A 23528-nucleotide genomic window follows, 5' to 3' on the forward strand; every position below is an offset into this window, starting at 1 on the left:
GGCTCATTAACTCTGGTTAATGAGCCTCTTCGCACTTTGGCGTATGCTGCCGCTTTCTCTTCTCATTTATCGTTGCGGGAGCCTTGCCATGGAACATACCCGAGCCAGCTTCGTACTGGGCCATCATCAAGAGCAGGCCAGCGTGGTCTGCTGCCAGCGCGGTGACACCACGCTGCTGGTCACCGACCTCACCCCCTTTCATCCCCAGAGCCACCTCTGGCCCGATCAGCCGGGGGATGTAGGCCATGTTCGCTGGGAAGGGGGCGAAGCCACCATTGGCCCTTGCCGAATGGGGGCCATCAGCCCGGATGGCGAGCTGTTCGTCGATACTGCCATTCCGGTCAAGCGGGGCGCAGAGGGGTGGCGTTTCGTGGTGGTCCACCCGCTGACCGGTGACCATGAGCTGGCCGTTGGCAGCCAGGTCGAATTGCAAGTAGATAGCGCTGCCCGCCACGCCCTGAGTCTGGGCCATAGCGGCTGCCATCTGGCGGCACTAGCCCTCAACCGGGTACTCATCCCCTACTGGCGCAAGGAGGTAAGCGAGCGTGATGCACTGGGCCAGCCCGACTTCGACCGCCTGGCTATTCAAAGCTCTCGGGTCGAGCCTTGTGGATCGCGAGAGCAGTACCGCATCGGCAAGAGCCTGCGCAAGAAGGGGGTCAACAGCGAGGCGCTGCTGGCAGATCTGGCGCTGATTGAAGAGAAGGTCAACCAGCAACTGGCCGACTGGATCGCAGCCGGAGGCGAGATCCGCCGTAGCCGCGCTGGCGAGGCGATCATCGATTCCCGTTACTGGCACTGCATGCTGGAAGGCCAAGAGGTGACCATTCCCTGTGGTGGCACCCATGTTGCCTCGCTCGCCGAGTTGGGAGAGGTCAAGGTACAGCTCACTCAAGTGGAAGAGGGCTTTGCCATGCTGACCCGGGTCACGCCAACCGGCGCCTGAGTCGCAGACTTGACCACTCAGGGCTAACGCCCAAATTGGCAATAAAGAAGTATCGCAAAGAGGGGGCATCATCATGCCCCTCAACGCCAGTCACGACGGGCCGATGCTTCTCTTTTAACCACTCCCTGATTAGAATGCGCCTCCCACAGGAGGCATATCCCCATGAGTAGTACTCAACTTCGCACCACCCCTGATCGACTTCGTTATCTGGTTCTCTACGAAGGCATCGGGCTGGCACTGGTCGCACCGCTGATCAGCCAGCTGTTCGGTCAGGGCGTCGCCGAGGTCGGTTCGCTGGCCATCTTCTTCTCCATCGTCGCCACTGCCTGGACCTACGGCTGGAACCTGTTGTTCGACATGGGGTTGCTCAAACTGTGCGGGCGCACCAACAAACGACCACTGGACCGCTTCCTGCACGCGTTTGGCTATGAGGCGAGCTTTATGATGCTCTCCCTCCCCTGCGTCATGTTCTGGCTCGATTTGGGAGTGTGGGACGCCCTGATGCTGGATCTCGGCTTCGTCGCCTTCTACCTCGTCTACATCATGGTCTTTACCTGGGCCTATGAGCGGATCTGGCCGCTGCCATCCAACCCGCAGACGGCATAAGGCCTCAGCCGCAACGAGGCCGACAGAAGGAAAAGTCAGGAAGGACTAGCTAGGAAGGATGGGAGGATCCCATAAAAACAATGCCAGTCAGCGAGCTGACTGGCATTGGACAAAACAGACTTTCGGACTTACTTGACGGCGTCTTTCAGAGCCTTGCCAGCCACGAATGAAGGCACGTTGGCAGCAGCAATCTGGATCTCTTTACCAGTTTGCGGGTTACGACCGGTGCGGCCTGCGCGGTGGGTGACCTTGAAGGTGCCAAAACCGACCAGTTGCACAGCATCGCCTTCTTTCAAGCTCTGGGTAATACCATTGATGATCTCTTCCAGAGCCACTTTGGCCTGAGCTTTGCTCAGATCTGCTTTGGCGGCAATCGCATCGACAAGTTGAGCTTTGTTCATAACATTTCCTTTATGATCGGGCATTTAGCGCTGGGTCACTCTATGCAAAAAAAAACGCACAGGCAAAGCCTTTATCGAGCCGAACGCGTCAAACGCTGGGGTTTTCATCAAGATCTGCGGAAATAGTCACATTCCACACGCGAAAAACCGTGAGCAGGCCTGAAACCTGCTAGCACGCAGACACAATCCGCTGACTATTTCTTCGCCACTTAACATTATCCCCCCATGGCTATTGACGCTTGCCCAGATTTTCCCTAGTTATAGGTTGTGTCACTGCTCAAACGGCTCGGAATACCGAACAATCGGCCAGCCTTTGCCCCACGGAGGGATAGGGATTATGTTGACGAAACTGGAACAGACCAAGCAGGCGCTGGCAGGCAAGCATAAGGCTATCGACGACTGGCTGGATGCAAGGCAAGCGCTGCTGGTTGGATACATGCAGCTGGCAGGCCTTACTCCGGCGCGGACCAAGCAACGCAGCCTGCCCAAAACAGAAGAGCTGCATCAGTTTTGCGACCGCCTGGTCGACTATGTCAGCGCGGGCCATTTCGAGATCTACCACCACGTCGTCACCGCCTTCGAGCAAGCCAGCGGCGAAACACTGGAGCTGGCCAAGCGCATCTATCCCCATATTCGCAACAGCACTGAATTCGCCCTCGAGTTCAACGACAAATACAGTGATGCCGACGAGGCCCAATTGCTGCTACTGGATGATGATCTCAATGAGTTGGGTCCGGTTCTGGAAGAGCGGTTCAAACAGGAAGATCGCCTGGTCAAGGCGCTTCATGTAGTGGAATCCTTGAGTACCCAGCAAGCCTGAATGCCATTTTCGGAGCAAGTTCAAGATACTGGCAACCAAGGTGGATTACACTCAGAGCAATGACCCTAGCGTCCACACTTATTGCATACAGGAGATGAGCATGTCTGAGCGCCGCCGTTTTGCACGGATCCTCTACTTGACCATGGCAGAACTCACCCAGGGGGAACAGAAGTGGCAGACCCAGCTTGTCGACGTCTCCTTGCAGGGAGCCCTGCTGATCCGCCCCGACGACTGGGAGAGCCGTGACAACAAGGAGTACCAGCTCAGCTTTATCCTGAGCGGTAGCGATATCGAGATCAAAATGCAGGTCGAGCTGACCCACGAAGCCAGCAAGAAACTGGGTTTCTACTGCCACCACATCGATATCGACAGCGCCACCCACCTCAAGCGGATGATCGAGCTCAACGTCGGTGACGAAGAGCTGCTCCACCGCGAGCTGGAACAACTGCTGAGCGAACATCTGGAACATAGCCAGCCCTGATGGCAGGTTCCAGCCCATAAAAAAGAGCGCCGAGGCGCTCTTTTTCCGTTGTGCTGTTGTATCGATTGCAATGCTGAGGGATTACAGCGCCTCAAGTGCCTCAGACAGCTTCTTGACCGGCACCACTTCCATCCCTTCGATGGGATGCTTGGGGGCATTGGCGTGCGGCACGATGGCACGGCGGAAACCGTGCTTGGCCGCCTCCTGCAACCGCTCCTGACCGGACGGCACAGGGCGAATTTCACCAGAAAGACCCACTTCACCGAACACCACCAGATCCTTGGGCAGCGCCTGATCCCGGAAGCTGGAGACCATCGCCAGCAGCAGCGCCAGATCCGCACTGGTCTCCTCGACCTTGACCCCGCCGACCACGTTGATGAAGACATCCTGATCCGCCATCTGCAGCCCGCCGTGACGGTGCAGCACCGCCAGCAACATGGCAAGCCTGTTGTGATCCATCCCCACCGCCACCCGCCGCGGGTTGGAGAGCTGGGAGTAGTCCACCAGCGCCTGCAACTCCACCAGCAGCGGTCGGGTGCCCTCCCAGATCACCATGACGATGGAACCGGGCGCCTGCTCCTGCCCCCGGCTGAGGAAGATGGCGGAAGGGTTGCTCACCTCGCGCATCCCCTGCTCGGTCATGGCAAAGACCCCCAGCTCGTTGACCGCACCGAAGCGGTTCTTGTGAGAGCGCAGAGTCCGAAAACGGGAGTCATGGCCACCATCGAGCAGCACAGAGCAGTCGATGCAGTGCTCCAGCACCTTGGGGCCCGCCAGACTGCCATCCTTGGTCACATGGCCCACCATGAAGATGGCCACATGATTCTGCTTGGCATAGCGGGTCAGCAGCGCCGCCGCTTCGCGCACCTGCGAGACAGAACCGGGGGACGATTGCACATCCGCCACATGCATCACCTGAATGGAGTCAATCACCATGATCTGCGGCTGCTCCTGCTGGGCAATCAGACAGATCTGCTCGACGCTGGTCTCGGAGAGCATCCGCAGCTTGTCGGTGGGCAGCCCAAGGCGGTTGGCCCGCATCGCGACTTGCTGCAGCGACTCCTCACCAGTGACATAGAGGGTTTTCATCCGTTCAGCGAGACCACACATGGTTTGCAGCAGCAAGGTCGACTTGCCCGCCCCCGGGTTGCCGCCGATCAGAATGGCCGATCCGGGCACCACACCGCCACCAAGCACCCGATCCAACTCCTTGAAACCTGAGGTAAAACGGGGAATTTCGGTAGTGGCGATCTCTGCCAGTGTCTGTACCTGACTGCCGACCGCGCCGGCATAACCGGTGTAACGGGCACTCTTGCCAGCGGGGCTCACCGAGCCAAGGCGCACCTCGGTAATGGTATTCCACTCCTTGCACTCGCTGCATTGACCTTGCCAGCGTGTGAAGTCGGCACCACATTCGGAACAAACATAAGCAGTTTTATTTTTGGCCATTGATAACTCGGGGACAGGATGAATTCCTGCTTGATATACTTGTTTGCGACCGACAGATCAAACCCAGAATCGGAAAAGTGACTTTCCGTGGCAGGAACAAATGGATTCAGAACACCAGCAACATCTGATTGAACAACTCGTCCCCTTGCTGCGGGAGAAAGATTTCGAGGAGATCTTCAACCGCATGACTCAGGAGGAAAACAGCAACAGCCGTTTTCTGATCAAGATGGAGCTCAAGCGCAAGTGCTCCCCCTGCCGCAGGGTCATCGACATGCGCGATGAGCTGGAGGATGAGTGCCTGGTGCATGAGTTCGACGGCATCACTCACTTCATGCCCGCCGATGCGATTGCCCTGTTCCAGTCCCAGTGCTATCTCTACCGCGATATCTATACCCTCGGCGTCTACGAGGCGCTGCAACAGTGGCAAAAACAGCACCACAACGCCCGCGTGGATGGTCAGCTGTCGCCGCCGGCCAGCCCCTTCCGGCAATATGATGTCAACACCATTGCCTTTGCCAGCTACTACGGCCGCCGTCAGGAGCGGATGCACTTCAGCTCGCCGGTGCTGATCAAGTTTCAGGATGGTGAGAAGCTGTTCGCCAAGAGTTCCGATCTCTCGCTGGGTGGCATGCGGGTCTCGGTTCCCTATCTGCCGAGCTATCACACCGGCGCCCAGGTGGAGGTCTTCTTTACCGGACTGGAGCGGGACACCCCCAATCCTGTGCTGCACCAGCCGGTCGGCTATCAGATCCTCGGCGAAGAGAGCAAAGAGGGGAAATACTGGCTGCGGCTGGTGCGCTCCGGCGAACAGCCCGCCTTTGATGCCTTCCTCAGCGACTTTATCGATGCCAACAAGATCCGCTATCGGGTCAGCGTCGACTATCTGCTCTCCGCCGCCATCATCAAGGGGTATGAGCAGTTCTACCTGCCGCGGATGACCGGTATGCCGCTCTTCTTCGGCACCGGCGACAGCCCCAATCTCGAGATTGCCCTGCGTACCGAGAACAACCAGCACCTGCTGGAGTATTGGCGCGATGAGAAAAACCGCGATGCCCTCGCGGGGCTTTTCAGCGCAGAGCGGATGAAACGGCTCTGCCCGGCCCCCGGCACCACCACCGAGACCATCATCTACTGTTTTACCCACACGGTGCGCAGCCACATCTACTTCTTCTCCGCCACCGCCGAGGAACTGCGCCAGAGTGGCCTCACCGCCCTCTTCTTCCAGGTGGGCTCACGCCGCCCCAGCTGGCGTGTCTACAAGTTCACGCTGGAGGCATGCGATCTGGTCGAGGCGGATGTGGGACAACTGCAGGGGCAGGACAACCCGCAGTTGCAAGATATCCTGCTGCTCGAGCGGCTCAAGCAGATCGGCTATTGCGGCCTGCTGCAGGAGATCGGGCTGGAGTCCCAGCGGGAAGAGTTCCATCAGGAAGGGGTCAGCAACAACGCCAACGAGCTGCAACGCTTTGGTCACGAACAGGGAGTTACCCCGTTCGAGATCGAGACCCTGCACTATGTTCAGCTGCGCAAGGAGTCGCGCTACATCCACAAGACGGCGGTCGCCATCCATCACAACGGCAAATCCTGGATCGGCTGGACCCGCGACATCTCGACTCACGGCCTGCAAATCGAGCTGGAAGATGCCTTTATCGGCGAGAAGAACGATGTGGTGACCATCGCCCTGCCCCGCTTGCAGGAGCTCTCCAAGAGCATGGATTTGCAGCGCCTCTCCTACCGACTGGTCAGTCTCAACATGACCCGCACCGTGCTGCACCTCTGCATCGAAGGGGATTCGGATCGCCATACCGGCCGCCAGTTCTTCAGCCTGCTGATCGAGAGCAACCAGAACAAGCTCAAGGCGGCGCAGGAGCAGCGTCGCTATCGCGGGCTGGCGCGGGCACTGCGCAACATCTACACCCACCACCTGTTCAACTCGCCGGTCTACGTCAACAAGCTGAAAGGCGCGCCCAAACCGGCCTCCATCGGCAAATCCCTGCAACCGCGCAGTCTGCAGCGGTTGCTGCAAGCCTGTGCAGAGCTGCCGGAGCAGGAGAACCTCTACCCGCTGTTTCAGGGGGAGCTGCTCAAGGAGCTGCTGATGAACCCGCTGCGCGCCATCGAGCGGGAGGACAAACCGAGAGAGGACGAGGTCTATATCGCCAGCATCCAGACCAAGGCCGGCCTGCCCATCTTCAGCAGCCGGCTGGCCAGCAGCTTTGCCAACCTCAAAGAGAAGCGTCAGTTCATCGAGCTGGCGCAGCAGCAGGGGGAGTTCTACTCGGTGCTGGTCGGTATCTCCCGTACCGGACGGCCCGACACCAACTTCATCGCCAACGAGCTGGACTACATCGCCAAGTTCGCCATCCACAAGGCGCGCAAGCTGGAAGAGGAGCTGTGGAGCGTGGTGGGGGTGGGCGAACTGACCGATACCACCCAGGCCACCCTGTTCCGCTTTGGTATCACGCCGCCGCTGAACTGAAGATCCCGGAACATACAGAAATGAAACAGGGCGCTCAATACGCCCTGTTTTTTTGTCATGCTGCCTGCGGGTTGAGCAGCCAGTCGAGGATCTGGGGGAAGTGATCCTCCTGCGCCTGCGGGGCGGTCAGCATATTGATGTGGTCATAATCGAGGCGGTTGCCGTTGTCCCGCCCCAATCGGGTGTGACGAGTTGCCGAACCCATCTCGTCGCTGAAACGGCGCACATCGGTCGGGTGACCCAGCACCTTGTCCGCTTTGGCCGAGATCATCCAGAGCGGTGGCCAGTTGACCCGTGCCGCCGCCTCGTCATAGGCAAAACCGTCGTGAGGATCCTGCCAGGGGCCGCACTTGACCCAGGGGATGGTCTCCTGCAGATAGCGCAGCGGCTCGTCGTCAGCACCGATCTTCAGATTGCGAGCCGCCAGAAAACCACGGCGGCGAGCCAGCCAGGGGGCCAGCCGATTCCAGATCAGATCCACCTTCAGCCAGCGCTCGGGATTGTGCACCGACACACCGCGCTTGGTGCCAAAAAACAGCAGGCTGGCCACCTGATCCGCCAGCTCGGGGAAGCGCACCAGGGTCGAGGCCATGATGACACCACCCCAGGAGTGGGCCACCCAGTGCACCTTGAAGCCGTGATGGCGCGCGGCAATCCAGCGGTGCAGGGCGGGCAGATCCTCGGTGATCAGCTCATGCTGACCGTGCTCCGCCTGCTCGGCGATGGCAGGAGTGCTGAGCCCCCTCCCCCGCAAATCAGCCACATAAACCTGATAGCCATGGCGGGCCAGAAAACAGGCCAACCCCTTGCCCGATTCGGTATAGAAGATCCGCCCGTTCTCGATGGCGCCGTGCACCATCAGGATCGGCTCTCCATGCACGGCGACCCGGGGTTTGATGTGGCGAACATGCAATTGATGGCCACCACAGGGGATAAACAGAGACTGCTGCAACAATTCCATTTTTATTGGTTTCCTCCTGAAACACTGTCACCGCTTGTCCCAACGTTGCTCGCTGCAAGCCCGCGCTGCCAGCAGGCAGATCACCCCTTCCAGATCGTGATGATTGAGGGTGGCCGCCGCCTGCGCCCGCACCAGCGGCTTGGCGTGAATGGCGATGCCAAGGCCAGCTACCCCCATCATCTTGAGATCGTTTGCACCATCGCCGATGGCCACGGTCTGGGCGGCAGCAATGCCGTACTCCTGAGCCAGCAGCTGCAACACCTCGGCCTTGACGCTGGCATCGACGATGCGCCCGCTCACCTTGCCCGTCAGTTGCTCCCCTTCCACCGCCAGCTCGTTGGCGAAGATGGCATCGAGCCCCAGATCGCGCTGCAACTGGCCAGCAAAACGGGTAAAACCGCCGGAGGCGATGGCCACCTTCCAACCCGCCCCTTTGAGGGTATCGACCATCAGCTGCAAGCCCGGCATCCAGGGCATCCATGCCGCCACCTCGTCGAGAATGGTGACCGGCGCCCCTGCCAGAAGGGCCACCCGATTGCGCAGGCTGTCGGAAAACTCCAGCTTGCCCTGCATCGCCGCGGCCGTCACTGCCGCCACCTGCTCGCCGACCCCGGCAAGTCGGGCAATCTCGTCTATACACTCGATGCGGATCGCGGTGGAATCCATATCCATCACCAGCAGGCCGGGCTCGTTCAGGGTCGGCAGGGCGGGCAGATGGCAGAGATCGATCTCCCACTCACCGCTCTTGAGCTCGGCCACCAGCCCGGCAGAGAAGCGATCGCAGCCAAGCAGCAGCAACGGCACGCCCACCACCTCGGTGGGAGGATAGAGGGTGGCCGCCAACCCCTGTGCAGCCAACAAAGGTGACAGACACGCCAGATGGGATGCGCCCAGCCCCTTGCCAAACAGCACCAACCAGCCGCCAGCCTGCGGAGTCTCTGTCGGTTGCAACGCATCTGCGTGGAGCTGCCAACAGGGTGAGCCGGACAACAACGCGGGCCAATCGGATAACAGAGGGGGGAGCCGAGACAACAACATAAGGGATACGCCTTCCTTGGTGATCAGGGGGTTAAAAATGCTGGCCCAGAGTAGCGTATTGCTTTTTGTACAGGCAAGCGCCAAGATCCCGCCACTCCTTGTTACCAGAGGTCTCACGCTTGCAGCGTCATCTTCCCATCAAACGTGTTCTCAGCCTGGGTGCCGGTATCCTGCTCGGATGCTGGGTGCTCGGTGTACTCATTCATATGCAGGGTGAAAGCCAGGCCTCGCTGCACAGCGAAGCGCGCAACCGGGCACAGGCGCTGGTCGCCTATGCCGCCCGCGACATGAAGCGCTGGATCAAGGAGGAGAAGAGCAGCGAGCTGGAGCGGCTGGCGCGGGATCTGGCAGCCGAGCCGGAGATCCTCGATGCCACCCTCTACGATGGACGCGGCATTCCCCTCGCCCAGTCTGAGCAGGCGGTGCCGCTGGAGAGCCTGCTGCCCATCGGCAGCGATAACAAGTCACTGCCGGAGCAGGGCAAGGGGCGGATCCAGTTCGTACAGGAGATCCGGGATGGCGAGCAGACCATCGGCTTCCTGCGAATCACCCTGGAAGAGCAGCAGATGCTGGCAGACAAGGACACCCGGCTCAAGGTAGTGCAGGAGAAACAGCGGCTGATGCTGCTGGTCGCCCTGCTGGCCGGGGTGCTCATCTCCTACGGCGTGCGCCGCAACTACATGCGGGTGCGCAAGCACAAGAAAAAGAGTACGCCCCCCTCGCCACCTCCGGAAAATTGATGGCGCAACCAGAGAGCGGATACAAAAACGGCGGCCAGAAGGCCGCCGTTTCTTATTCGCAAGGGAATTACTTGTCGCCCAGCAGGACGGAATCCAGTGCGATTTCGATCATGTCGTTGAAGGTCAGCTGACGCTCTTCAGAGGTGGTCTGCTCACCGGTACGGATATGGTCGGAGACGGTGCAGATGGTCAACGCCTTGGCACCGTACTCTGCGGCCACGCCATAGATACCGGCGGCTTCCATTTCGACACCCAGGATGCCGTACTTTTCCATGACGTCGAACATGGAGGGGTCCGGAGTGTAGAACAGGTCGGCAGAGAAGATGTTACCGACGCGCACGGCAACGCCCTTGTTCTTGGCGGCCTGCACGGCATTGGCAACCAGGTCGAAGTCGGCGATGGCAGCGAAGTCGTGATCCTTGAAGCGCAGACGGTTTACTTTGGAATCGGTGCAGGCACCCATACCGATCACCACGTCACGCAGTTTCACGTCTTCACGCACGGCGCCACAGGAGCCCACGCGGATCAGGGTCTTCACACCGTAATCGGTGATCAGCTCTTTTGCGTAGATGGAGCAGGACGGGATACCCATGCCGTGACCCATGACGGAGATACGACGGCCCTTGTAGGTACCGGTGAAACCGAACATGTTGCGCACGTCGCAGATCTGCTCGACGTTCTCCAGGAAAGTTTCAGCGATGTACTTGGCGCGCAGGGGGTCACCCGGCATCAGCACGGTATCAGCAAAGGCGCCATCTTTCGCATTGATATGAGGAGTTGCCATTCTCTTGATTCCTTCACACTAGGTTGAGTTTTATTGTTTTATAAATTGCCCGCCGCCGAAGTGGCGGGCGGGTAAATTACAGGAAGCTGGTACCGTACGCCAGTTTCGGCAGGCCGTGGTAAGCCGCGATGCTCTGGCCGATATCGGCAAAGGTCTCGCGACGACCGACAGAGCCGGCCTTGACCGGCTTGCCGAAGAACAGCACCGGAATGTATTCGCGGGTGTGGTCGGTCCCACCCCAGGTCGGGTCACAGCCGTGGTCCGCAGTCAGCACCACCACGTCGCCATCTTGCAGCAGATCAAACAGCTCCGGCAGGCGGGAATCGAAATACTCCAGTGCACCGGCATAACCGGCAACGTCACGGCGGTGGCCGTAGGAGGAGTCGAAGTCGACGAAGTTGGTGAAGACGATGGTGTTGTCACCGGCCGCTTTCACCTCTTCCAGCGTGCGATCCCACAGCTCGGTCAGACCGGTCCCTTTCACCTGCTTGGTGATGCCCTGCTGGGCATAGATGTCGGCAATCTTGCCGATGGAGACCACCTGACCGCCCGCATCTTTCATGTAATCCAGTACGGTCGGCGCCGGCGGCAGCACTGAGTAGTCGTGACGGTTGCCGGTGCGCTTGAAGTTGCCCTTGCCAGTGCCCACAAACGGACGCGCAATCACGCGGCCGATGTTGTAGGGCTCCAGCAGCTCGCGCACTATGTGGCACAGCTCATAGAGCTTCTCGAGGCCGTAGGTCTCTTCATGGCAGGCAATCTGGAACACGGAGTCGGCAGAGGTGTAGAGGATCGGCTTGCCGGTCTTCATGTGCTCTTCGCCCAGATCGTCCAGCACCTGGGTACCGGAAGCGTGGCAGTTACCGAGATAGCCCGGCAGACCGGCCTTCTCGACGATGGCGTCCAGCAGCTCCTGCGGGAAGCTGTTGTGGTGATCCTTGAAGTAGCCCCACTCGAACAGCACAGGCACACCGGCGATCTCCCAGTGACCGGACGGGGTGTCCTTTCCGGAGGAAAGCTCCTGCGCAAAGCCGTAGGCACCGACCACCTCGATATCTTTCTTCAGCCCTTCCGGGAAGTAGCCGGAGGCCTGCTCGCAGGCGTGGCCCAGACCCAGCTTGTTGAGGTTCGGCAGATTGAGGGCGCCACGGCCTTCTATTTCACCTGCCGCACACGCCTTGGCGATATGGCCAAGGGTGTTGGCGCCCACATCTCCGAACTTGTCGGCGTCGGCAGCAGCGCCAATACCGAAAGAGTCCATCATCAGAATAAAGGTACGTTTCATGGGTCTTCCCCTTGTTACAAATCGGCCAGGGTGATGCGGCGGTACACTTCAGGCAGTGCCTCCGGCCGCTCGCCACCAATCCGGACAGCCGCCTGCACCATGCTGGCAGCCTGAGCATATTGCTCTTCAGTCTGAGCGTGGATCATCGCGATCGGCTTGTCAGCATCAACACTTTGACCCAGGCGGATAAAGTCGGTCAGACCGACCGCATAATCAAGTTTGTCACCGGCAGCGCGGCGACCACCGCCCATCGCCACCACGGCCAGACCAAGCTCGCGGGTATCCATGGCGGTCACGAAGCCGCTGTTGGCCGCGAAGACCGGGCGCACGATGGCGGCTTTGGGCAGGTAAGCATCGTAACGCTCAATAAAATCAGCCGGGCCACCGAGACCTGTCACCATGCGGCCGAAGATCTCGGCCGCCTTGCCATTATCCAGCACAGCCTGCAGCTTGGTGCGGGCATCGCGCTCGTCGCTGGCAAGACCGGCGGAGATCAGCATCTCGGCGCACAGCGCCATAGTCACTTCGTGGATCCGCGGGTTGCGGTATTCACCGGTCAGGTAGCGCACCGCTTCACGCACTTCCACCGCGTTACCGGCGCTGGAGGCCAGCACCTGGTTCATGTCGGTGAGCAGCGCAGAGGTGCGGCAACCGGCACCGTTGGCCACGGCCACAATGCTCTTGGCCAGCTCTTCGGAGGCTTCGAAGGTCGGCATAAAGGCGCCGGAGCCCACTTTCACATCCATCACCAGCGCTTCCAGCCCGGAGGCGAGCTTCTTGGAGAGGATGGAGCCGGTGATCATCGCGACAGATTCGACAGTGGCGGTGATGTCCCGTACTGCATAGATACGCTTGTCAGCCGGGGCGAGATCGCCGGTCTGGCCGATGATGGCGACACCCGCCTCTTTCACCACTTTCAGAAAACGATCGTTGTCGACCGAGGTCTGGTAGCCGGGAATGGCATCCAGCTTGTCCAGCGTACCGCCGGTGTGGCCCAGACCACGACCGGAGATCATCGGCACGAAACCGCCGCAGGCAGCGACCATCGGGCCAAGCATCAGGGAGACAACATCACCCACCCCACCGGTGGAGTGCTTGTCGACAATCGGGCCACCCAGATTGAGGTGATCCCAGGTCAATACCATGCCGGAGTCGCGCATGGCGCAGGTCAGGGCTACCCGCTCATCCATGGTCATATCTTTGAAGTAGACCGCCATCGCCAGCGCGGCGATCTGCCCTTCGCCGATGGTGTTGTTGGTAATGCCCTGAACGAAGAATTGAATTTCTTGGGTACTGAGCGCTTCACCGTTGCGCTTCTTGCGAATAATTTCTTGAGGCAAAAACATCTTTCATTCCCTCCGCCATTGCTGGCGTTACACAAGCCTGAATCCTTGCCCGCACACAGCATGGTGGGGGCTAACAGGGCGGACAGCAGTCCGCCCTCTCATCAACCTATTAGTAACCGCTGGTGTTGGCCGGCTTGTCGCCATGCCCCAGAGTGGCCAGCAGACTGGCCAGCAGGCTGGATGCACCAAAGCGGAAGGTACGGGCAGATACCCAGTCGTTGCCGAGGATCTCTTCGGCCATGGCCAGGTACTGACCGGCAACGGCTGCATCTTTCACGCCACCTGCCGGCTTGAAGCCGACTTTCGGATTCTTGGCCTTGATCACTTCCATCATGATGCGTGCCGCTTCTGGGGTCGCATTGACCGGCACCTTGCCGGTGGAGGTCTTGATGAAGTCGGCACCGGCATCGATACAGATCTCGGAAGCGCGACGGATCAGCGCCTCTTCTTTCAGCTCGCCGGTTTCGATGATCACTTTCAGCAGCACGTTGGCACCGCAGGCCTCTTTACAGGCTTTGACCAGATCAAAACCAATCTGTTCATTACCGGCCATGAAGGCGCGATACGGGAACACCACGTCCACTTCATCAGCACCGTAGGCGACAGCGGCACGGGTCTCGGCCACGGCGATCTCGATGTCGTCGTTGCCGTGGGGGAAGTTGGTCACGGTCGCAATGCGTACGTCGGCTGCGCCGATCTCACGCAGGGTTTTGCGAGCGATAGGGATAAAACGGGGGTAGATGCAGACGGCGGCGGTCAGGCCAGCCGGTGACTTGGCCTTATGGCACAGGTCGATCACCTTCTGATCGGTGTCGTCATCGTTCAGGGTGGTCAGGTCCATCAGGTTCAGGGCGCGCTGAGCGGCCACTTTCAGATCAGTCATTCTGTTCTCCAAAGTCTCGATTTAATCCAGATAACCGGGCACCACCATACCATCCAGCGATGGATGCACAGGCAGTAATCCCCAGCTATACGGGAATGGAATTACAGTGCGAAGGCACCGGCACTATCGGGATGCTATTCAAAACACCCTGCAGGCACTGCGACTGTAAATAAGGCAAGAGCCCTGTCACTTTCTTACAAAAGTGCGGACTTGGTTCCATGAAGACTTGAGAAAGGCCGACAACATCTGACCCGACTTCCCAATCAATTCCATTTGACCGCCAACACCCGATTTCATCGAGTATTAGTCATTGCCAGCACCCTGCTGGCAACGCCTATTTCAGCCGAGATACCCCCTGTTTGCAAGCCGGATTTGCCAATTTCAGAGGTACCTCACATCTGGCAAATCCAGGTCTAAAAAAGCCTTACGAAAAGAAACGGGTCAGGATCCAGGAGTAGGCCAATCCCCCCAGATAGACCCCGACGATCCCCATTACCCCGGACAAAACGGGAGGCGCCGGGATCGGCAATTTGAGGAAAGAAAACAACAAACCAACTATAAAGCCGGCCACCATCGCCAGTAGCACTTCATTCATATAACCTCCGATTTGACTCATTTTATTATTAGTTTAGATAGGAAAACGGTTGTCACCGCTCCATACGCGAACGCCACGGCAGATGCCGTGGCGTTCGTGTTTATACCCTGTCAGTCAGGCGGCGATTACATGCCGGACAGTGCCAGGAAGAAGCCTGCGATAGTGGCAGACATCAGGTTGGACAGAGAGCCAGCCAGTACGGCTTTCAGACCAAAGCGTGCAATGGTACCGCGGCGGTTCGGCGCCATGGACCCCAGACCACCCAGCAGGATGGCAACGGAGGAGAGGTTGGCAAAACCACACAGCGCGAAGGAGATGATCGCCTTGGTGTGATCGGACATGGCCACACCGTTGATCAGCACTTCGTCTTTCAGGTACGGAGCGAAGTTCAGGTAAGCCACGAACTCGTTCACTACCAGCTTCTGACCGATGAAGGAACCAGCAACCACTGCTTCATTCCAAGGCACACCAATCAGGAAGGCCAGCGGGGAGAAGATCCAGCCCAGCAGCAGTTCCAGAGAGAGTTGCGGATAACCGAACCAGCCACCCACACCGGAGAAGATGCCGTTGATCATGGCGATCAGACCGATGAAGGCCAGCAGCATGGCGCCGACGTTCAGGGCCAGTTGCATACCGGCAGAGGCGCCAGCAGCAGCAGCGTCAATGACGTTGGCAGGCTTGTCATCCAGCTCGGCATCGGCAGAACTTTCGTCGTAGTTCGGGGTCTCAGTCTCGGGAACCAGCAGCTTGGCGAACAGCAGACCACCCGGTGCAGCCATGAAGGAGGCAGCAATCAGGTACTCCATCTTCACGCCCATAGAGGCGTAACCGGCCAGTACGGAACCGGCAACGGAAGCCAGACCACCACACATGACGGCGAACAGCTCGGAGTCAGTCATCTTGGCGATGTAGGGACGAACCACCAGCGGCGCTTCGGTCTGACCGACGAAGATGTTGGCAGTTGCAGAGAGGGATTCGGTGCGGGAAGTACCCAATACTTTCTGCAGACCGCCGCCCAGCAACTTGATGACCATCTGCATGATGCCCAGGTAGTAGAGCACTGCAATCAGGGAAGAGAAGAAGATGATGACCGGCAGAACACGGAAGGCAAAGACAAAGCCGCCGCCACCGAACACTTCAAACATCTTGTTGCTGACCAGACCGCCAAACAGGAAGTCGATCCCGTTCTGGCCGTAGCTGATCACGCTGGATACCGCGTCGGACACGCCGACCAGGATATCGCGACCAACCGGAACATAGAGAACAAATGCCCCCAGACCGGCTTGAATTGCGAACGCACCGACAACGGTACGGACGTTGATTGCCTTGCGATTGCTGGAGAACAGCACCGCGATAAGGACGAGCGTCGCCATCCCTACCAGACCCATGAACAAATTCATTATTATCTTCCTCTAGTAGCACCTAGCTTGTTAGCGAGTTGTTATTAAACCCAACTAATCAAGGGGAGCGCATTATACTAATTAAAGTCCGATAAAATATAATGCTGGTCACATTTTATCGTTATCAAAATGTCCAAGTGTCACAAAATTAGACAGCAAACGATTTTTACGCTCATTTTTTTTCCTGACAACTAAATCAGGTGTTGCAAATTTGTTTCATGGCTATTGGTCATGATGGAAAATATGCCGGGCAGTTTCAAATAACACCTTGGTAACATCCGCTGATGATTCCTCCCGCAAGGTCATCAATATTTCCGCTATTTTCGGCAGCGCTTCCGGGGTATTCCGGGTGCCTTGCTCACCTTGTAAGGGCATATCGGGCGAATCGGTTTCCAGCACCAGGGCCTCGAGCGGCATGGCCCGAAATACCTCTCGCGTCTTGTTCGCCCGTTCAAAACTGATTACCCCGCCCACCCCGAGTCGAAAGCCCAGTTGCCAGAAGGCCTCCGCCTGCTGCAACGAACCGCTGAAAGCATGGATCACCCCGCCACGTGGCGGCTTGAAGCGGCGCAACAGCTTGGCCACAGTGTCATTGGCGCGCACCGAGTGGATCATCAGGGGAAGCCCGACATCGGCAGCCAGCCGGATCTGAGCCTCAAACAGCGCAAGCTGCCCCTCCTGCGGCACGTGAGAACGGAGGTCCAGCCCGCACTCGCCTATGGCCACCAGCCCGGCAGGCTGGCTCATTACCAGCGTTCGCAGCCGCTCCATCACCCCCTCCCGTTGCTCACCGGCATACCAGGGATGAACGCCCAGACCATAAAAGAGGCCGTCATGTTGCTCTGCCAGTGCCATCACACGAGTCCAGTTATCCTCTGCGATGGCAGGAATGATATACTCCGTCACCCCTAATACCCGACAACGGGCCAGCAGCGCCTCCCTGTCCTGGTCAAACACCGGAAAGTCGAGATGGCAATGGGTATCTATCAGCTGCATATCACTCACACCTGTTTGCGGTATTTAATGGGTCATTGAACATGATGAACAACAGAAACAACGGCTTTACCCTGATTGAACTGGTGTTGGTGATCATAGTGCTGGGGATCCTGGCCGTCACCGCCCTGCCCCGCTTTATCAATATCAAGGATGATGCCCTGAAAAGCACGGTCTCGGCGACCGCAGGCAGCTTTGCCAGTGCAGTTCAGCTGGCTCATGCTGGGTGGGCGGTGAAAGTGCAGGGGCAAGCGATCGCGCTCTACAACCTAAGCAGCTTTGGTAAAGGCGATGTGGATATCAATCGATATGGTTGGCCGGCAGGCTCTGAAGAAGATCAGGGGCGTAAGGGAAGCGATGAGCCATATAAACCAGGCTCTATGCACATCTCGGTCAATAATGCTGAGGATTGCGAGTTGCTATTTACTAACCTGCTAGATAGCAGTCAGAGCGTTGCTTCCACAGAGCGGCCTGACGCTGTTCAAAAGCAGGCAGATTACCTCACCACCATGATTGGCCCGAGCCATCCGGATGAAGATGAAGGTAACGAGGCACACAATAACTGCAGCTATATTCTTCGCGATTCTATCGGCCGCTTCCCTGATCACCCCAACGGCCTCGGCTTCGAGTACAACAGCGTTACTGGTGCCGTGACCCGCAATTTTGATTGAGCTCAGCCTCTTCTGCGCAAGCTCGCTCTTTGCTTGAATCATCATCATAACGAACCGGCGTGCAGCAGCGCCGGTTCTCCTGAGTGAGCCCCCACTCCTCGCACCACGCGTCATAACGGGCCAGCCAACGCAGCAATACCCCCTTCATCGTCACACCTCCGCCAACAGGTTCAGGTTAAAAACCATCCTAATCAGAGTCGGCAAGGGGAGCAAGTGATCCCCATAACCGCGATCGGGCGGAATAAAAAAGAGCCGGTCAGCATGGCTGACCGGCTCTTTTAACATTACCTGAAGAGGTTACCTAATGAGCGACAGCTCATCAGCCTCACAGACTCTTCAGCTTCTCTTCCGGCAGGGCCAGCTCGTCGTTATGGTTGACGCCGATACCGCGCTCCAGCACATGACGGGCGATGGCGTGCGCCTCTTCCAGCGAGTGCATGCTGTAGGTGCCGCACTGATACTCGTTCAGCTCGGGGATCTTGGCCTGATCCTGCACGGTCAGCACGTCGCTCATGGCCGCCTGCCAGGCTGCGCCAACACGGGCTTCGTCCGGCGCGCCGATCAGGCTCATGTAGAAACCGGTACGACAACCCATGGGGGAGATATCGATGATCTCCACGCCATTGCCGTTCAGGTGATCACGCATAAAACCGGCGAACAGGTGCTCCAGCGTATGGATACCGCGCTCGGAGAGGATCTCCTGATTCGGTACGCAGAAACGCAGGTCGAACACGGTAATGGTGTCCTTGTTCGGGGTCTGCATGGTCTTGGCCACACGCACCGCTGGCGCTTCCATACGGGTGTGGTCAACGGTAAAACTGTCCAATAACGGCATTTCTGACTCCTGATTTGGTTACCAGAACCAGCCCCCACGGGAGAGCTGATCCTTGCATTGACGGTACTGGGCGCCGTAGCGCTGGGCGCGAGCTTCCACTTTGCGAGAGGTCTTCATCAACCACCCCTTGCTGCGATAGCTGCCACGCCGGTAGCCACCCCACCCTTCGTGATAGTTGAGGTACTGGCCATAGGCATCCCACTTGGAGGTGCCATTTAGCCGCTGGGCCTTGTTAGTGTACCAACCCATAAAATCGATGGCGTCGGCAAAGTCATCGCGGTCACTCCAGCTGTTGCCGGTTTCCCGCTGGTAATCCGCCCAGGTTTCATCTTTGACCTGAGCATAACCATAAGCCGAACTGGCCCGCCCGGTCGGGATGAAGAGGAAATACTGCATCGGCGGCTGGGCATCATGTACGTAAGAGGACTCCTGATACATCATGGCCATCACCACATGGATCGGCGTCCCCCACTTCTCGTTCATCTTGAGCGCGGCCTTGTGCCAGTCCGGCTTCTCGCGAAAGATCTGGCACAGATTCTCCGGCTGAGCCGGTGGACGGGTACTACAGGCAGTCAGGCCCGCCAACAGGCTGGCGACCACAGCAAAACGCATCCACCCCATCAAATGAGGCCGCACTTCACGCCGCTGGTCAGGTAAAGAGATAGCCAAGGTCAGATCGCGTCTTCGTTCTCTTCGCCGGTACGGATACGAATGACACGCTCCACCTCGCAGACGAAGATCTTGCCATCACCAATCTTGCCGGTACGGGCGGTGTTCTGGATCGCTTCCAGGCAGGCATCGAGATCCTCGTCCTGCACCACCAGCTCCACCTTCACTTTCGGCAGGAAGTCGACCATATATTCGGCGCCGCGATAGAGCTCGGTATGGCCCTTCTGGCGGCCGAAGCCTTTGACTTCGGATACGGTCATGCCGTTGATGCCGATCTCGGCCAAGGCCTCGCGCACATCGTCCAGCTTGAACGGTTTGATGATGGCTTCAATCTTCTTCATGGTGACTCCTTACCAGTTCTGTTTGCCGAACCCGGATGTAATGGGGTAACGGCGATCCTTACCAAAGTTGCGAGCCGTAATACGGGGCCCGACCGCCGCCTGACGGCGCTTGTATTCGTTGAGATCCACCAGCCGGATCACCTTGCGCACCACCGCTTCCTCGAAGCCTTCGGCCACCATGTCGGCCACGGACGCATCCTCTTCCACATAACGCTTGAGGATGGCATCGAGGATGTCGTATGGCGGCAAACTGTCCTGATCCACCTGATCCGGTGCCAGCTCTGCTGAAGGGGGGCGGTCGATAACCCGCTGCGGGATCACATAGTCGACCGAGTTGCGATATTCGCACAATTTGAATACCAGCGTCTTGGGCACATCTTTCAGCACGTCGAAACCGCCCGCCATGTCACCGTACAGGGTGGCATAACCGACCGCCATTTCGCTCTTGTTGCCGGTAGTCAGCACGATACGACGACGTTTGTTGGAGAGCGCCATCAGCAACACACCGCGGCAGCGGGCCTGCAGGTTCTCTTCGGTAGTATCACGGGCAGTGCCTTCAAACAGCGGCGCTAGCTGGGCCATAAACCCTTCGAACATCGGCTCGATGGAGATGATGTTGAACTCAACCCCCATCCGCTCGGCCTGCTCCTTGGCATCCTCCACGCTCATCTGGGCGGTGTAGCGGAACGGCATCATCACAGCCTGCACCTTGTCGGCACCGATGGCATCGGCCGCAATGGCCAGCGTCAGCGCCGAGTCGATGCCGCCGGATAGACCCAGCACAGCACCGTGGAAACCGTTCTTGGTAACATAGTCGCGCACTGCCAGCACCAGCGCCTGATAGGTCTCGGCCAACGGCTCCAGCGGCGCAGCGGGCTCCCGCTCCTTCACTGGCTGGCCATCAGCAAAACGTACCAGCATCAGCTCTTCGGCAAACGGAGCCAGCTTGTGGGTCAACTCACCCTGGCTGCTGAACACCTTGGAGCAGCCGTCGAAAATCAGCTCGTCCTGACCGCAGACCTGATTGAGGTAGACCAGCGGCAGACCGGTTTGATCGCAGCGCTCGGCCATCAGTTCGCGGCGGATCCAGGGTTTATCCTGATCGTATGGCGACGCATTGATGGTGAGCAGCAGCTCGGCCCCTGCCGCCTTGGCGGCCAGCGCCGGACCCGGCTGCCACAGATCTTCACAGATGAGCAGCCCCAGCTGGTGACCACGGAACGGCACCACGCAGGTGTCGCTTGCAGCGGTAAAGTAGCGCTTCTCATCGAACACGCCGTAGTTGGGCAAATCCTGCTTGAAGTAACGGGCAATCAGCTGGCCCTGCTCATAGAGGGAAGCCGCGTTGTAGAGCGCCTCCCCATCGCGCCAAGGGTGACCCACCAAAATGGCACAGTTGCCCTGCCATTCGGCAACACGAGCCAACGCAGCTTCGACCCGGATCATCAGATCGGCACGCAGCAACAGATCTTCCGGTGGATAGCCGGTCAGGGCCAGTTCGGAACAGACCAGCAGATCAGCGCCTTGCTGCTCGGCCTGAGCCGCCGCCGCGAGCACTTTGTCAGTGTTATCTTCGATAGCGCCTACCGTCAGATTCAACTGGGCAAGCATCAGAGAGAGGGCTTTTGCCATGGCGATGCATCTTGAATTCGAAAATGATGGGGAATGATAAAGAAAAGGCGCTGGCTGTGCCAGCGCCCAAGGCTTAACGGGTGCAAGTCAGACTGGTTGCATTGGTCACCCCGTTGTCCACCAGCAGCGAGCAAGGGCCACTCAGCACTTGGTTGTTGGACTGAGGGGTCATCTGTACGCTGAAAGAAGATGGCTGCAACATAAAGGTGGTGCTGCCCTGGTTGGTGTATGAGAGATTGATAACCAACGTTGAATTCTCAGGCGCTTCACACAGATATGCTGCCGGTTGATTATTCGCCTGTGGGTAATCAATACGGCAAGTCGCACCAGAGTTTGGTGTGCTGATGCTCAAATTGCTGAAAGAATTTTTGCCACATGCCTCGGGGGGAGGATTATTGTTCCCCTTGCCACGTTCCAAACATTGAATTCGCCCACTCACCTTGATGGTTGGCACGGTCTGCTGCGCCGCATCGACCTTGACCAGCATATCTGCCGTCAATGCCAGTGACTGGTCTCTGGCGGAGATCAAGGATGCGGTGATCCCCGAATTCCCCTGATATGCAGTGACTCGCACGGTCACGTCGCGCAGAACCTGATTGCTATCTTTGGTCGACTTCTTCGCCGTCATATAGCCTCGGCTATAACTACCGAAGTAGTAGTTATTGAGATCAACCACGGTTTTGACCGCTTCATTGGTCACAGCAACATAATCCGTGGCATTACCTGTGAGTTGAGTCAACGGTCCCATTGACCACTCCGCCAGCATGGTCAGGTTGATATCCTGAAAGGGTACTTTGGTTAGGTAATCGACTGAACTGGTATCAATATTGGCTAAATAGACGGGGTCAAGCACATCCACATAGATGCCTCGAGCAATAAGCTGCGCCGTCCCGGTACTCACTGTGATCCCGGTCGTAGTATTCCCTCCAGCTTCTGCATTGGTAGCCAGCCAGGTTGAAAAATCGGTGATGGTCGGCAAGGTGGCAGAGGCCCCTTTCACCCACCTCAGCGTCGATTTTTGCCAATCAATATAGGTCTTGACCACATATTTGATGTATTTCTGATAACTGGCCTGATTTGCTGGCTTGGCCAAAAAATCAGCGGTAGTTACGACTACTTTGACCAGATTCCAGTCCGGCAATGGACGGTAATAACCATCCAACCGGACAAAGCGGCACGCATCCACATATTTACCATTGGTCACCGCATTCAGAGAGCTGTTGTAACGAACTCTTGATGTATTCAATGGTGCATAGAAATTACTAAAACTCGACCCGCTGCCATCGAAATGGTCCTTACAGCAGCTAGAGCATAGGGCCGGCTGGCCATTGATACTGTTATCCAGAGACCCCGTGGGTTTACTCTGCATCGCACCTGCTTTCCAATAGAGTTGGTTGCTCGCCGAGTTGTAGATCTGGCCAGGCAGATAAGAGCTCAGGTTGTCATCGAAGCTACAGGAACAAGAGACGGATGCCATATCTTGCAAGACTTGCTGGGTACTGCCACCGGCTTCAGGTTTGTATGTAACGGTTTCAAATTGCACCAATTTTCCAACCTGACCATCTTTGGAGGTGACGGTAGGTAAGGGCTTGCTGGTCTCCTGCTTGTTGCCATCTCCCAATTCGACAGAGATAACATCTGGCGCCACGCCAGGGGTGTAATTAACTTTTGGCCCCTGTCGGGTTGTATCCAATCCACCATCAAGCTGCGCCGAGCTTAGAGACTCTATTGGTGAAACATTGCCTGCCAGTTGTAATGTTTGGGCCTGTCCTTCGCTATCGGTCCAGCCAACGCTGACGATAATTGCCTTGCGTCCCGGATAGCTGAGACGATAACCAACTGGCGCTGTATTTTGCCAGTTGGAGCCATTCAAATACTGGTTGGTCACCGTCCAGGTCAGGGAGTAAGGATCCCCCGACATGGTCACTGCAGCACTTGCCGATGAGATTTGGTTGTAAGCCGTCAGTGGTGCTGTTGCGGTAACCACACTATTAAAATTGCGAAACTCATCAAGCTTGGACTCTGCCAGACGCATAGCAGTCTCATAACGGCGACCATCTTGCGACATGATCAACCCTGACTTAGACATTGCAACCAGTCCAACTATCCCCACCCCCAGCACAACCAGAGTAATGAGGATCTCAAGCAGGCCAAATCCTTTTTGCCTATTCAT

Annotated in this window: 23 protein-coding genes; 7 read left to right on the forward strand and 16 right to left on the reverse strand. The window is 57.9% G+C overall.

What is annotated here, in order from left to right:
- Positions 1–88 precede the first annotated feature (88 nt).
- Together WBR25_RS17830 and WBR25_RS17835 are read left to right on the forward strand one after the other, a co-directional pair.
- Positions 89–946 (forward strand): alanyl-tRNA editing protein, encoded by an 858-nt coding sequence (locus WBR25_RS17830; protein WP_429132776.1) that lies wholly within the window; start codon positions 89–91, stop codon positions 944–946.
- A 162-nt stretch (positions 947–1108) separates the two neighbouring features.
- Entirely contained in the window at positions 1109–1552 is a 444-nt protein-coding gene (locus WBR25_RS17835; protein WP_236323084.1) for a PACE efflux transporter, read from the forward strand.
- A 128-nt stretch (positions 1553–1680) separates the two neighbouring features.
- Here the strand turns inward: WBR25_RS17835 and hupA are convergent, their stop codons facing one another.
- Positions 1681–1953, reverse strand: coding sequence for a nucleoid-associated protein HU-alpha (gene hupA, locus WBR25_RS17840; protein ID WP_005340484.1), 273 nt, complete (start codon positions 1951–1953; stop codon positions 1681–1683).
- A gap of 337 nt (positions 1954–2290) precedes the next feature.
- On the opposite strand from hupA, the gene WBR25_RS17845 reads away from it, so the two are divergent.
- Together WBR25_RS17845 and WBR25_RS17850 are read left to right on the forward strand one after the other, a co-directional pair.
- Complete coding sequence (locus WBR25_RS17845; protein ID WP_005348975.1) at positions 2291–2773, forward strand: Rsd/AlgQ family anti-sigma factor; 483 nt, start codon at positions 2291–2293, stop codon at positions 2771–2773.
- Between the two features lie 100 nt (positions 2774–2873).
- Complete coding sequence (locus WBR25_RS17850; RefSeq protein WP_005340482.1) at positions 2874–3254, forward strand: PilZ domain-containing protein; 381 nt, start codon at positions 2874–2876, stop codon at positions 3252–3254.
- Positions 3255–3335: 81 nt separating this feature from the next.
- On the opposite strand, the gene radA is transcribed toward WBR25_RS17850, so the two are convergent.
- Positions 3336–4703 carry a DNA repair protein RadA gene (radA, locus tag WBR25_RS17855; protein WP_005340481.1) on the reverse strand — a complete coding sequence of 456 codons (1368 nt, stop codon included), beginning with the start codon at positions 4701–4703 and terminating at the stop codon, positions 3336–3338.
- 100 nt (positions 4704–4803) lie between these two features.
- On the opposite strand from radA, the gene WBR25_RS17860 reads away from it, so the two are divergent.
- Entirely contained in the window at positions 4804–7182 is a 2379-nt protein-coding gene (locus WBR25_RS17860; RefSeq protein ID WP_479748806.1) for a PilZ domain-containing protein, read from the forward strand.
- 55 nt (positions 7183–7237) lie between these two features.
- On the opposite strand, the gene WBR25_RS17865 is transcribed toward WBR25_RS17860, so the two are convergent.
- Positions 7238–8143 carry an alpha/beta hydrolase family protein gene (locus WBR25_RS17865; RefSeq protein WP_088870152.1) on the reverse strand — a complete coding sequence of 302 codons (906 nt, stop codon included), beginning with the start codon at positions 8141–8143 and terminating at the stop codon, positions 7238–7240.
- Positions 8144–8170: 27 nt separating this feature from the next.
- A complete protein-coding gene (gene serB, locus WBR25_RS17870; protein WP_479748808.1) occupies positions 8171–9181 on the reverse strand; it encodes a phosphoserine phosphatase SerB in 1011 nt (336 codons plus the stop codon).
- 119 nt (positions 9182–9300) lie between these two features.
- Here serB and WBR25_RS17875 point away from each other — a divergent pair, with 119 nt between their 5' ends.
- Complete coding sequence (locus tag WBR25_RS17875; RefSeq protein WP_005340472.1) at positions 9301–9921, forward strand: AhpA/YtjB family protein; 621 nt, start codon at positions 9301–9303, stop codon at positions 9919–9921.
- A gap of 67 nt (positions 9922–9988) precedes the next feature.
- On the opposite strand, the gene deoD is transcribed toward WBR25_RS17875, so the two are convergent.
- The 7 genes from deoD to WBR25_RS17910 form a co-directional block, all read right to left on the reverse strand.
- On the reverse strand, positions 9989–10705 hold the full coding sequence (deoD, locus tag WBR25_RS17880; protein ID WP_005340471.1) for a purine-nucleoside phosphorylase: 717 nt from the start codon (positions 10703–10705) through the stop codon (positions 9989–9991).
- 76 nt (positions 10706–10781) lie between these two features.
- Positions 10782–11990 (reverse strand): phosphopentomutase, encoded by a 1209-nt coding sequence (locus tag WBR25_RS17885; RefSeq protein WP_123173778.1) that lies wholly within the window; start codon positions 11988–11990, stop codon positions 10782–10784.
- Positions 11991–12004: 14 nt separating this feature from the next.
- Positions 12005–13336, reverse strand: a complete 1332-nt coding sequence (gene deoA, locus WBR25_RS17890) for a thymidine phosphorylase (RefSeq protein WP_279486123.1) — start codon at positions 13334–13336, stop codon at positions 12005–12007.
- Positions 13337–13445: 109 nt separating this feature from the next.
- A complete protein-coding gene (gene deoC / locus WBR25_RS17895) occupies positions 13446–14219 on the reverse strand; it encodes a deoxyribose-phosphate aldolase (protein ID WP_005340468.1) in 774 nt (257 codons plus the stop codon).
- A 424-nt stretch (positions 14220–14643) separates the two neighbouring features.
- Entirely contained in the window at positions 14644–14814 is a 171-nt protein-coding gene (locus tag WBR25_RS17900) for a XapX domain-containing protein (protein WP_005340467.1), read from the reverse strand.
- A gap of 125 nt (positions 14815–14939) precedes the next feature.
- Positions 14940–16214 carry a NupC/NupG family nucleoside CNT transporter gene (locus WBR25_RS17905; protein ID WP_005340466.1) on the reverse strand — a complete coding sequence of 425 codons (1275 nt, stop codon included), beginning with the start codon at positions 16212–16214 and terminating at the stop codon, positions 14940–14942.
- Positions 16215–16436: 222 nt separating this feature from the next.
- On the reverse strand, positions 16437–17210 hold the full coding sequence (locus WBR25_RS17910; protein WP_201947067.1) for a TatD family hydrolase: 774 nt from the start codon (positions 17208–17210) through the stop codon (positions 16437–16439).
- Between the two features lie 41 nt (positions 17211–17251).
- Here WBR25_RS17910 and WBR25_RS17915 point away from each other — a divergent pair, with 41 nt between their 5' ends.
- On the forward strand, positions 17252–17878 hold the full coding sequence (locus WBR25_RS17915; RefSeq protein ID WP_201947066.1) for a type II secretion system protein: 627 nt from the start codon (positions 17252–17254) through the stop codon (positions 17876–17878).
- 325 nt (positions 17879–18203) lie between these two features.
- Here WBR25_RS17915 and luxS read toward each other — a convergent pair whose 3' ends face one another.
- From luxS to WBR25_RS17940, 5 genes are all read right to left on the reverse strand, one after another.
- Complete coding sequence (gene luxS / locus WBR25_RS17920; RefSeq protein WP_005340462.1) at positions 18204–18713, reverse strand: S-ribosylhomocysteine lyase; 510 nt, start codon at positions 18711–18713, stop codon at positions 18204–18206.
- Positions 18714–18731: 18 nt separating this feature from the next.
- Positions 18732–19325, reverse strand: a complete 594-nt coding sequence (locus WBR25_RS17925; RefSeq protein WP_272951253.1) for a transglycosylase SLT domain-containing protein — start codon at positions 19323–19325, stop codon at positions 18732–18734.
- Between the two features lie 59 nt (positions 19326–19384).
- Positions 19385–19723 (reverse strand): nitrogen regulatory protein P-II, encoded by a 339-nt coding sequence (gene glnB / locus WBR25_RS17930; RefSeq protein ID WP_005308848.1) that lies wholly within the window; start codon positions 19721–19723, stop codon positions 19385–19387.
- 9 nt (positions 19724–19732) lie between these two features.
- Positions 19733–21355, reverse strand: a complete 1623-nt coding sequence (locus WBR25_RS17935; protein ID WP_201947064.1) for an NAD+ synthase — start codon at positions 21353–21355, stop codon at positions 19733–19735.
- A gap of 73 nt (positions 21356–21428) precedes the next feature.
- On the reverse strand, positions 21429–23528 hold the full coding sequence (locus WBR25_RS17940) for a type IV pilus modification PilV family protein (RefSeq protein ID WP_100646784.1): 2100 nt from the start codon (positions 23526–23528) through the stop codon (positions 21429–21431).

This window comes from Aeromonas sp. MTB (assembly GCF_056632455.1).

Bases quoted from the DNA above. Each gene is read 5' to 3' on its own strand.
- WBR25_RS17830 (WP_429132776.1), top strand. From the start codon at position 89: ATGGAACATACCCGAGCCAGCTTCGTACTGGGCCATCATCAAGAGCAG.
- WBR25_RS17835 (WP_236323084.1), top strand. From the start codon at position 1,109: ATGAGTAGTACTCAACTTCGCACCACCCCTGATCGACTTCGTTATCTG.
- hupA (WP_005340484.1), bottom strand. From the start codon at position 1,953: ATGAACAAAGCTCAACTTGTCGATGCGATTGCCGCCAAAGCAGATCTG.
- WBR25_RS17845 (WP_005348975.1), top strand. From the start codon at position 2,291: ATGTTGACGAAACTGGAACAGACCAAGCAGGCGCTGGCAGGCAAGCAT.
- WBR25_RS17850 (WP_005340482.1), top strand. From the start codon at position 2,874: ATGTCTGAGCGCCGCCGTTTTGCACGGATCCTCTACTTGACCATGGCA.
- radA (WP_005340481.1), bottom strand. From the start codon at position 4,703: ATGGCCAAAAATAAAACTGCTTATGTTTGTTCCGAATGTGGTGCCGAC.
- WBR25_RS17860 (WP_479748806.1), top strand. From the start codon at position 4,804: ATGGATTCAGAACACCAGCAACATCTGATTGAACAACTCGTCCCCTTG.
- WBR25_RS17865 (WP_088870152.1), bottom strand. From the start codon at position 8,143: ATGGAATTGTTGCAGCAGTCTCTGTTTATCCCCTGTGGTGGCCATCAA.
- serB (WP_479748808.1), bottom strand. From the start codon at position 9,181: ATGTTGTTGTCTCGGCTCCCCCCTCTGTTATCCGATTGGCCCGCGTTG.
- deoD (WP_005340471.1), bottom strand. From the start codon at position 10,705: ATGGCAACTCCTCATATCAATGCGAAAGATGGCGCCTTTGCTGATACC.
- WBR25_RS17885 (WP_123173778.1), bottom strand. From the start codon at position 11,990: ATGAAACGTACCTTTATTCTGATGATGGACTCTTTCGGTATTGGCGCT.
- deoA (WP_279486123.1), bottom strand. From the start codon at position 13,336: ATGTTTTTGCCTCAAGAAATTATTCGCAAGAAGCGCAACGGTGAAGCG.
- deoC (WP_005340468.1), bottom strand. From the start codon at position 14,219: ATGACTGATCTGAAAGTGGCCGCTCAGCGCGCCCTGAACCTGATGGAC.
- WBR25_RS17900 (WP_005340467.1), bottom strand. From the start codon at position 14,814: ATGAATGAAGTGCTACTGGCGATGGTGGCCGGCTTTATAGTTGGTTTG.
- WBR25_RS17905 (WP_005340466.1), bottom strand. From the start codon at position 16,214: ATGAATTTGTTCATGGGTCTGGTAGGGATGGCGACGCTCGTCCTTATC.
- WBR25_RS17910 (WP_201947067.1), bottom strand. From the start codon at position 17,210: ATGCAGCTGATAGATACCCATTGCCATCTCGACTTTCCGGTGTTTGAC.
- WBR25_RS17915 (WP_201947066.1), top strand. From the start codon at position 17,252: ATGATGAACAACAGAAACAACGGCTTTACCCTGATTGAACTGGTGTTG.
- luxS (WP_005340462.1), bottom strand. From the start codon at position 18,713: ATGCCGTTATTGGACAGTTTTACCGTTGACCACACCCGTATGGAAGCG.
- WBR25_RS17925 (WP_272951253.1), bottom strand. From the start codon at position 19,325: ATGCGTTTTGCTGTGGTCGCCAGCCTGTTGGCGGGCCTGACTGCCTGT.
- glnB (WP_005308848.1), bottom strand. From the start codon at position 19,723: ATGAAGAAGATTGAAGCCATCATCAAACCGTTCAAGCTGGACGATGTG.
- WBR25_RS17935 (WP_201947064.1), bottom strand. From the start codon at position 21,355: ATGGCAAAAGCCCTCTCTCTGATGCTTGCCCAGTTGAATCTGACGGTA.
- WBR25_RS17940 (WP_100646784.1), bottom strand. From the start codon at position 23,528: ATGAATAGGCAAAAAGGATTTGGCCTGCTTGAGATCCTCATTACTCTG.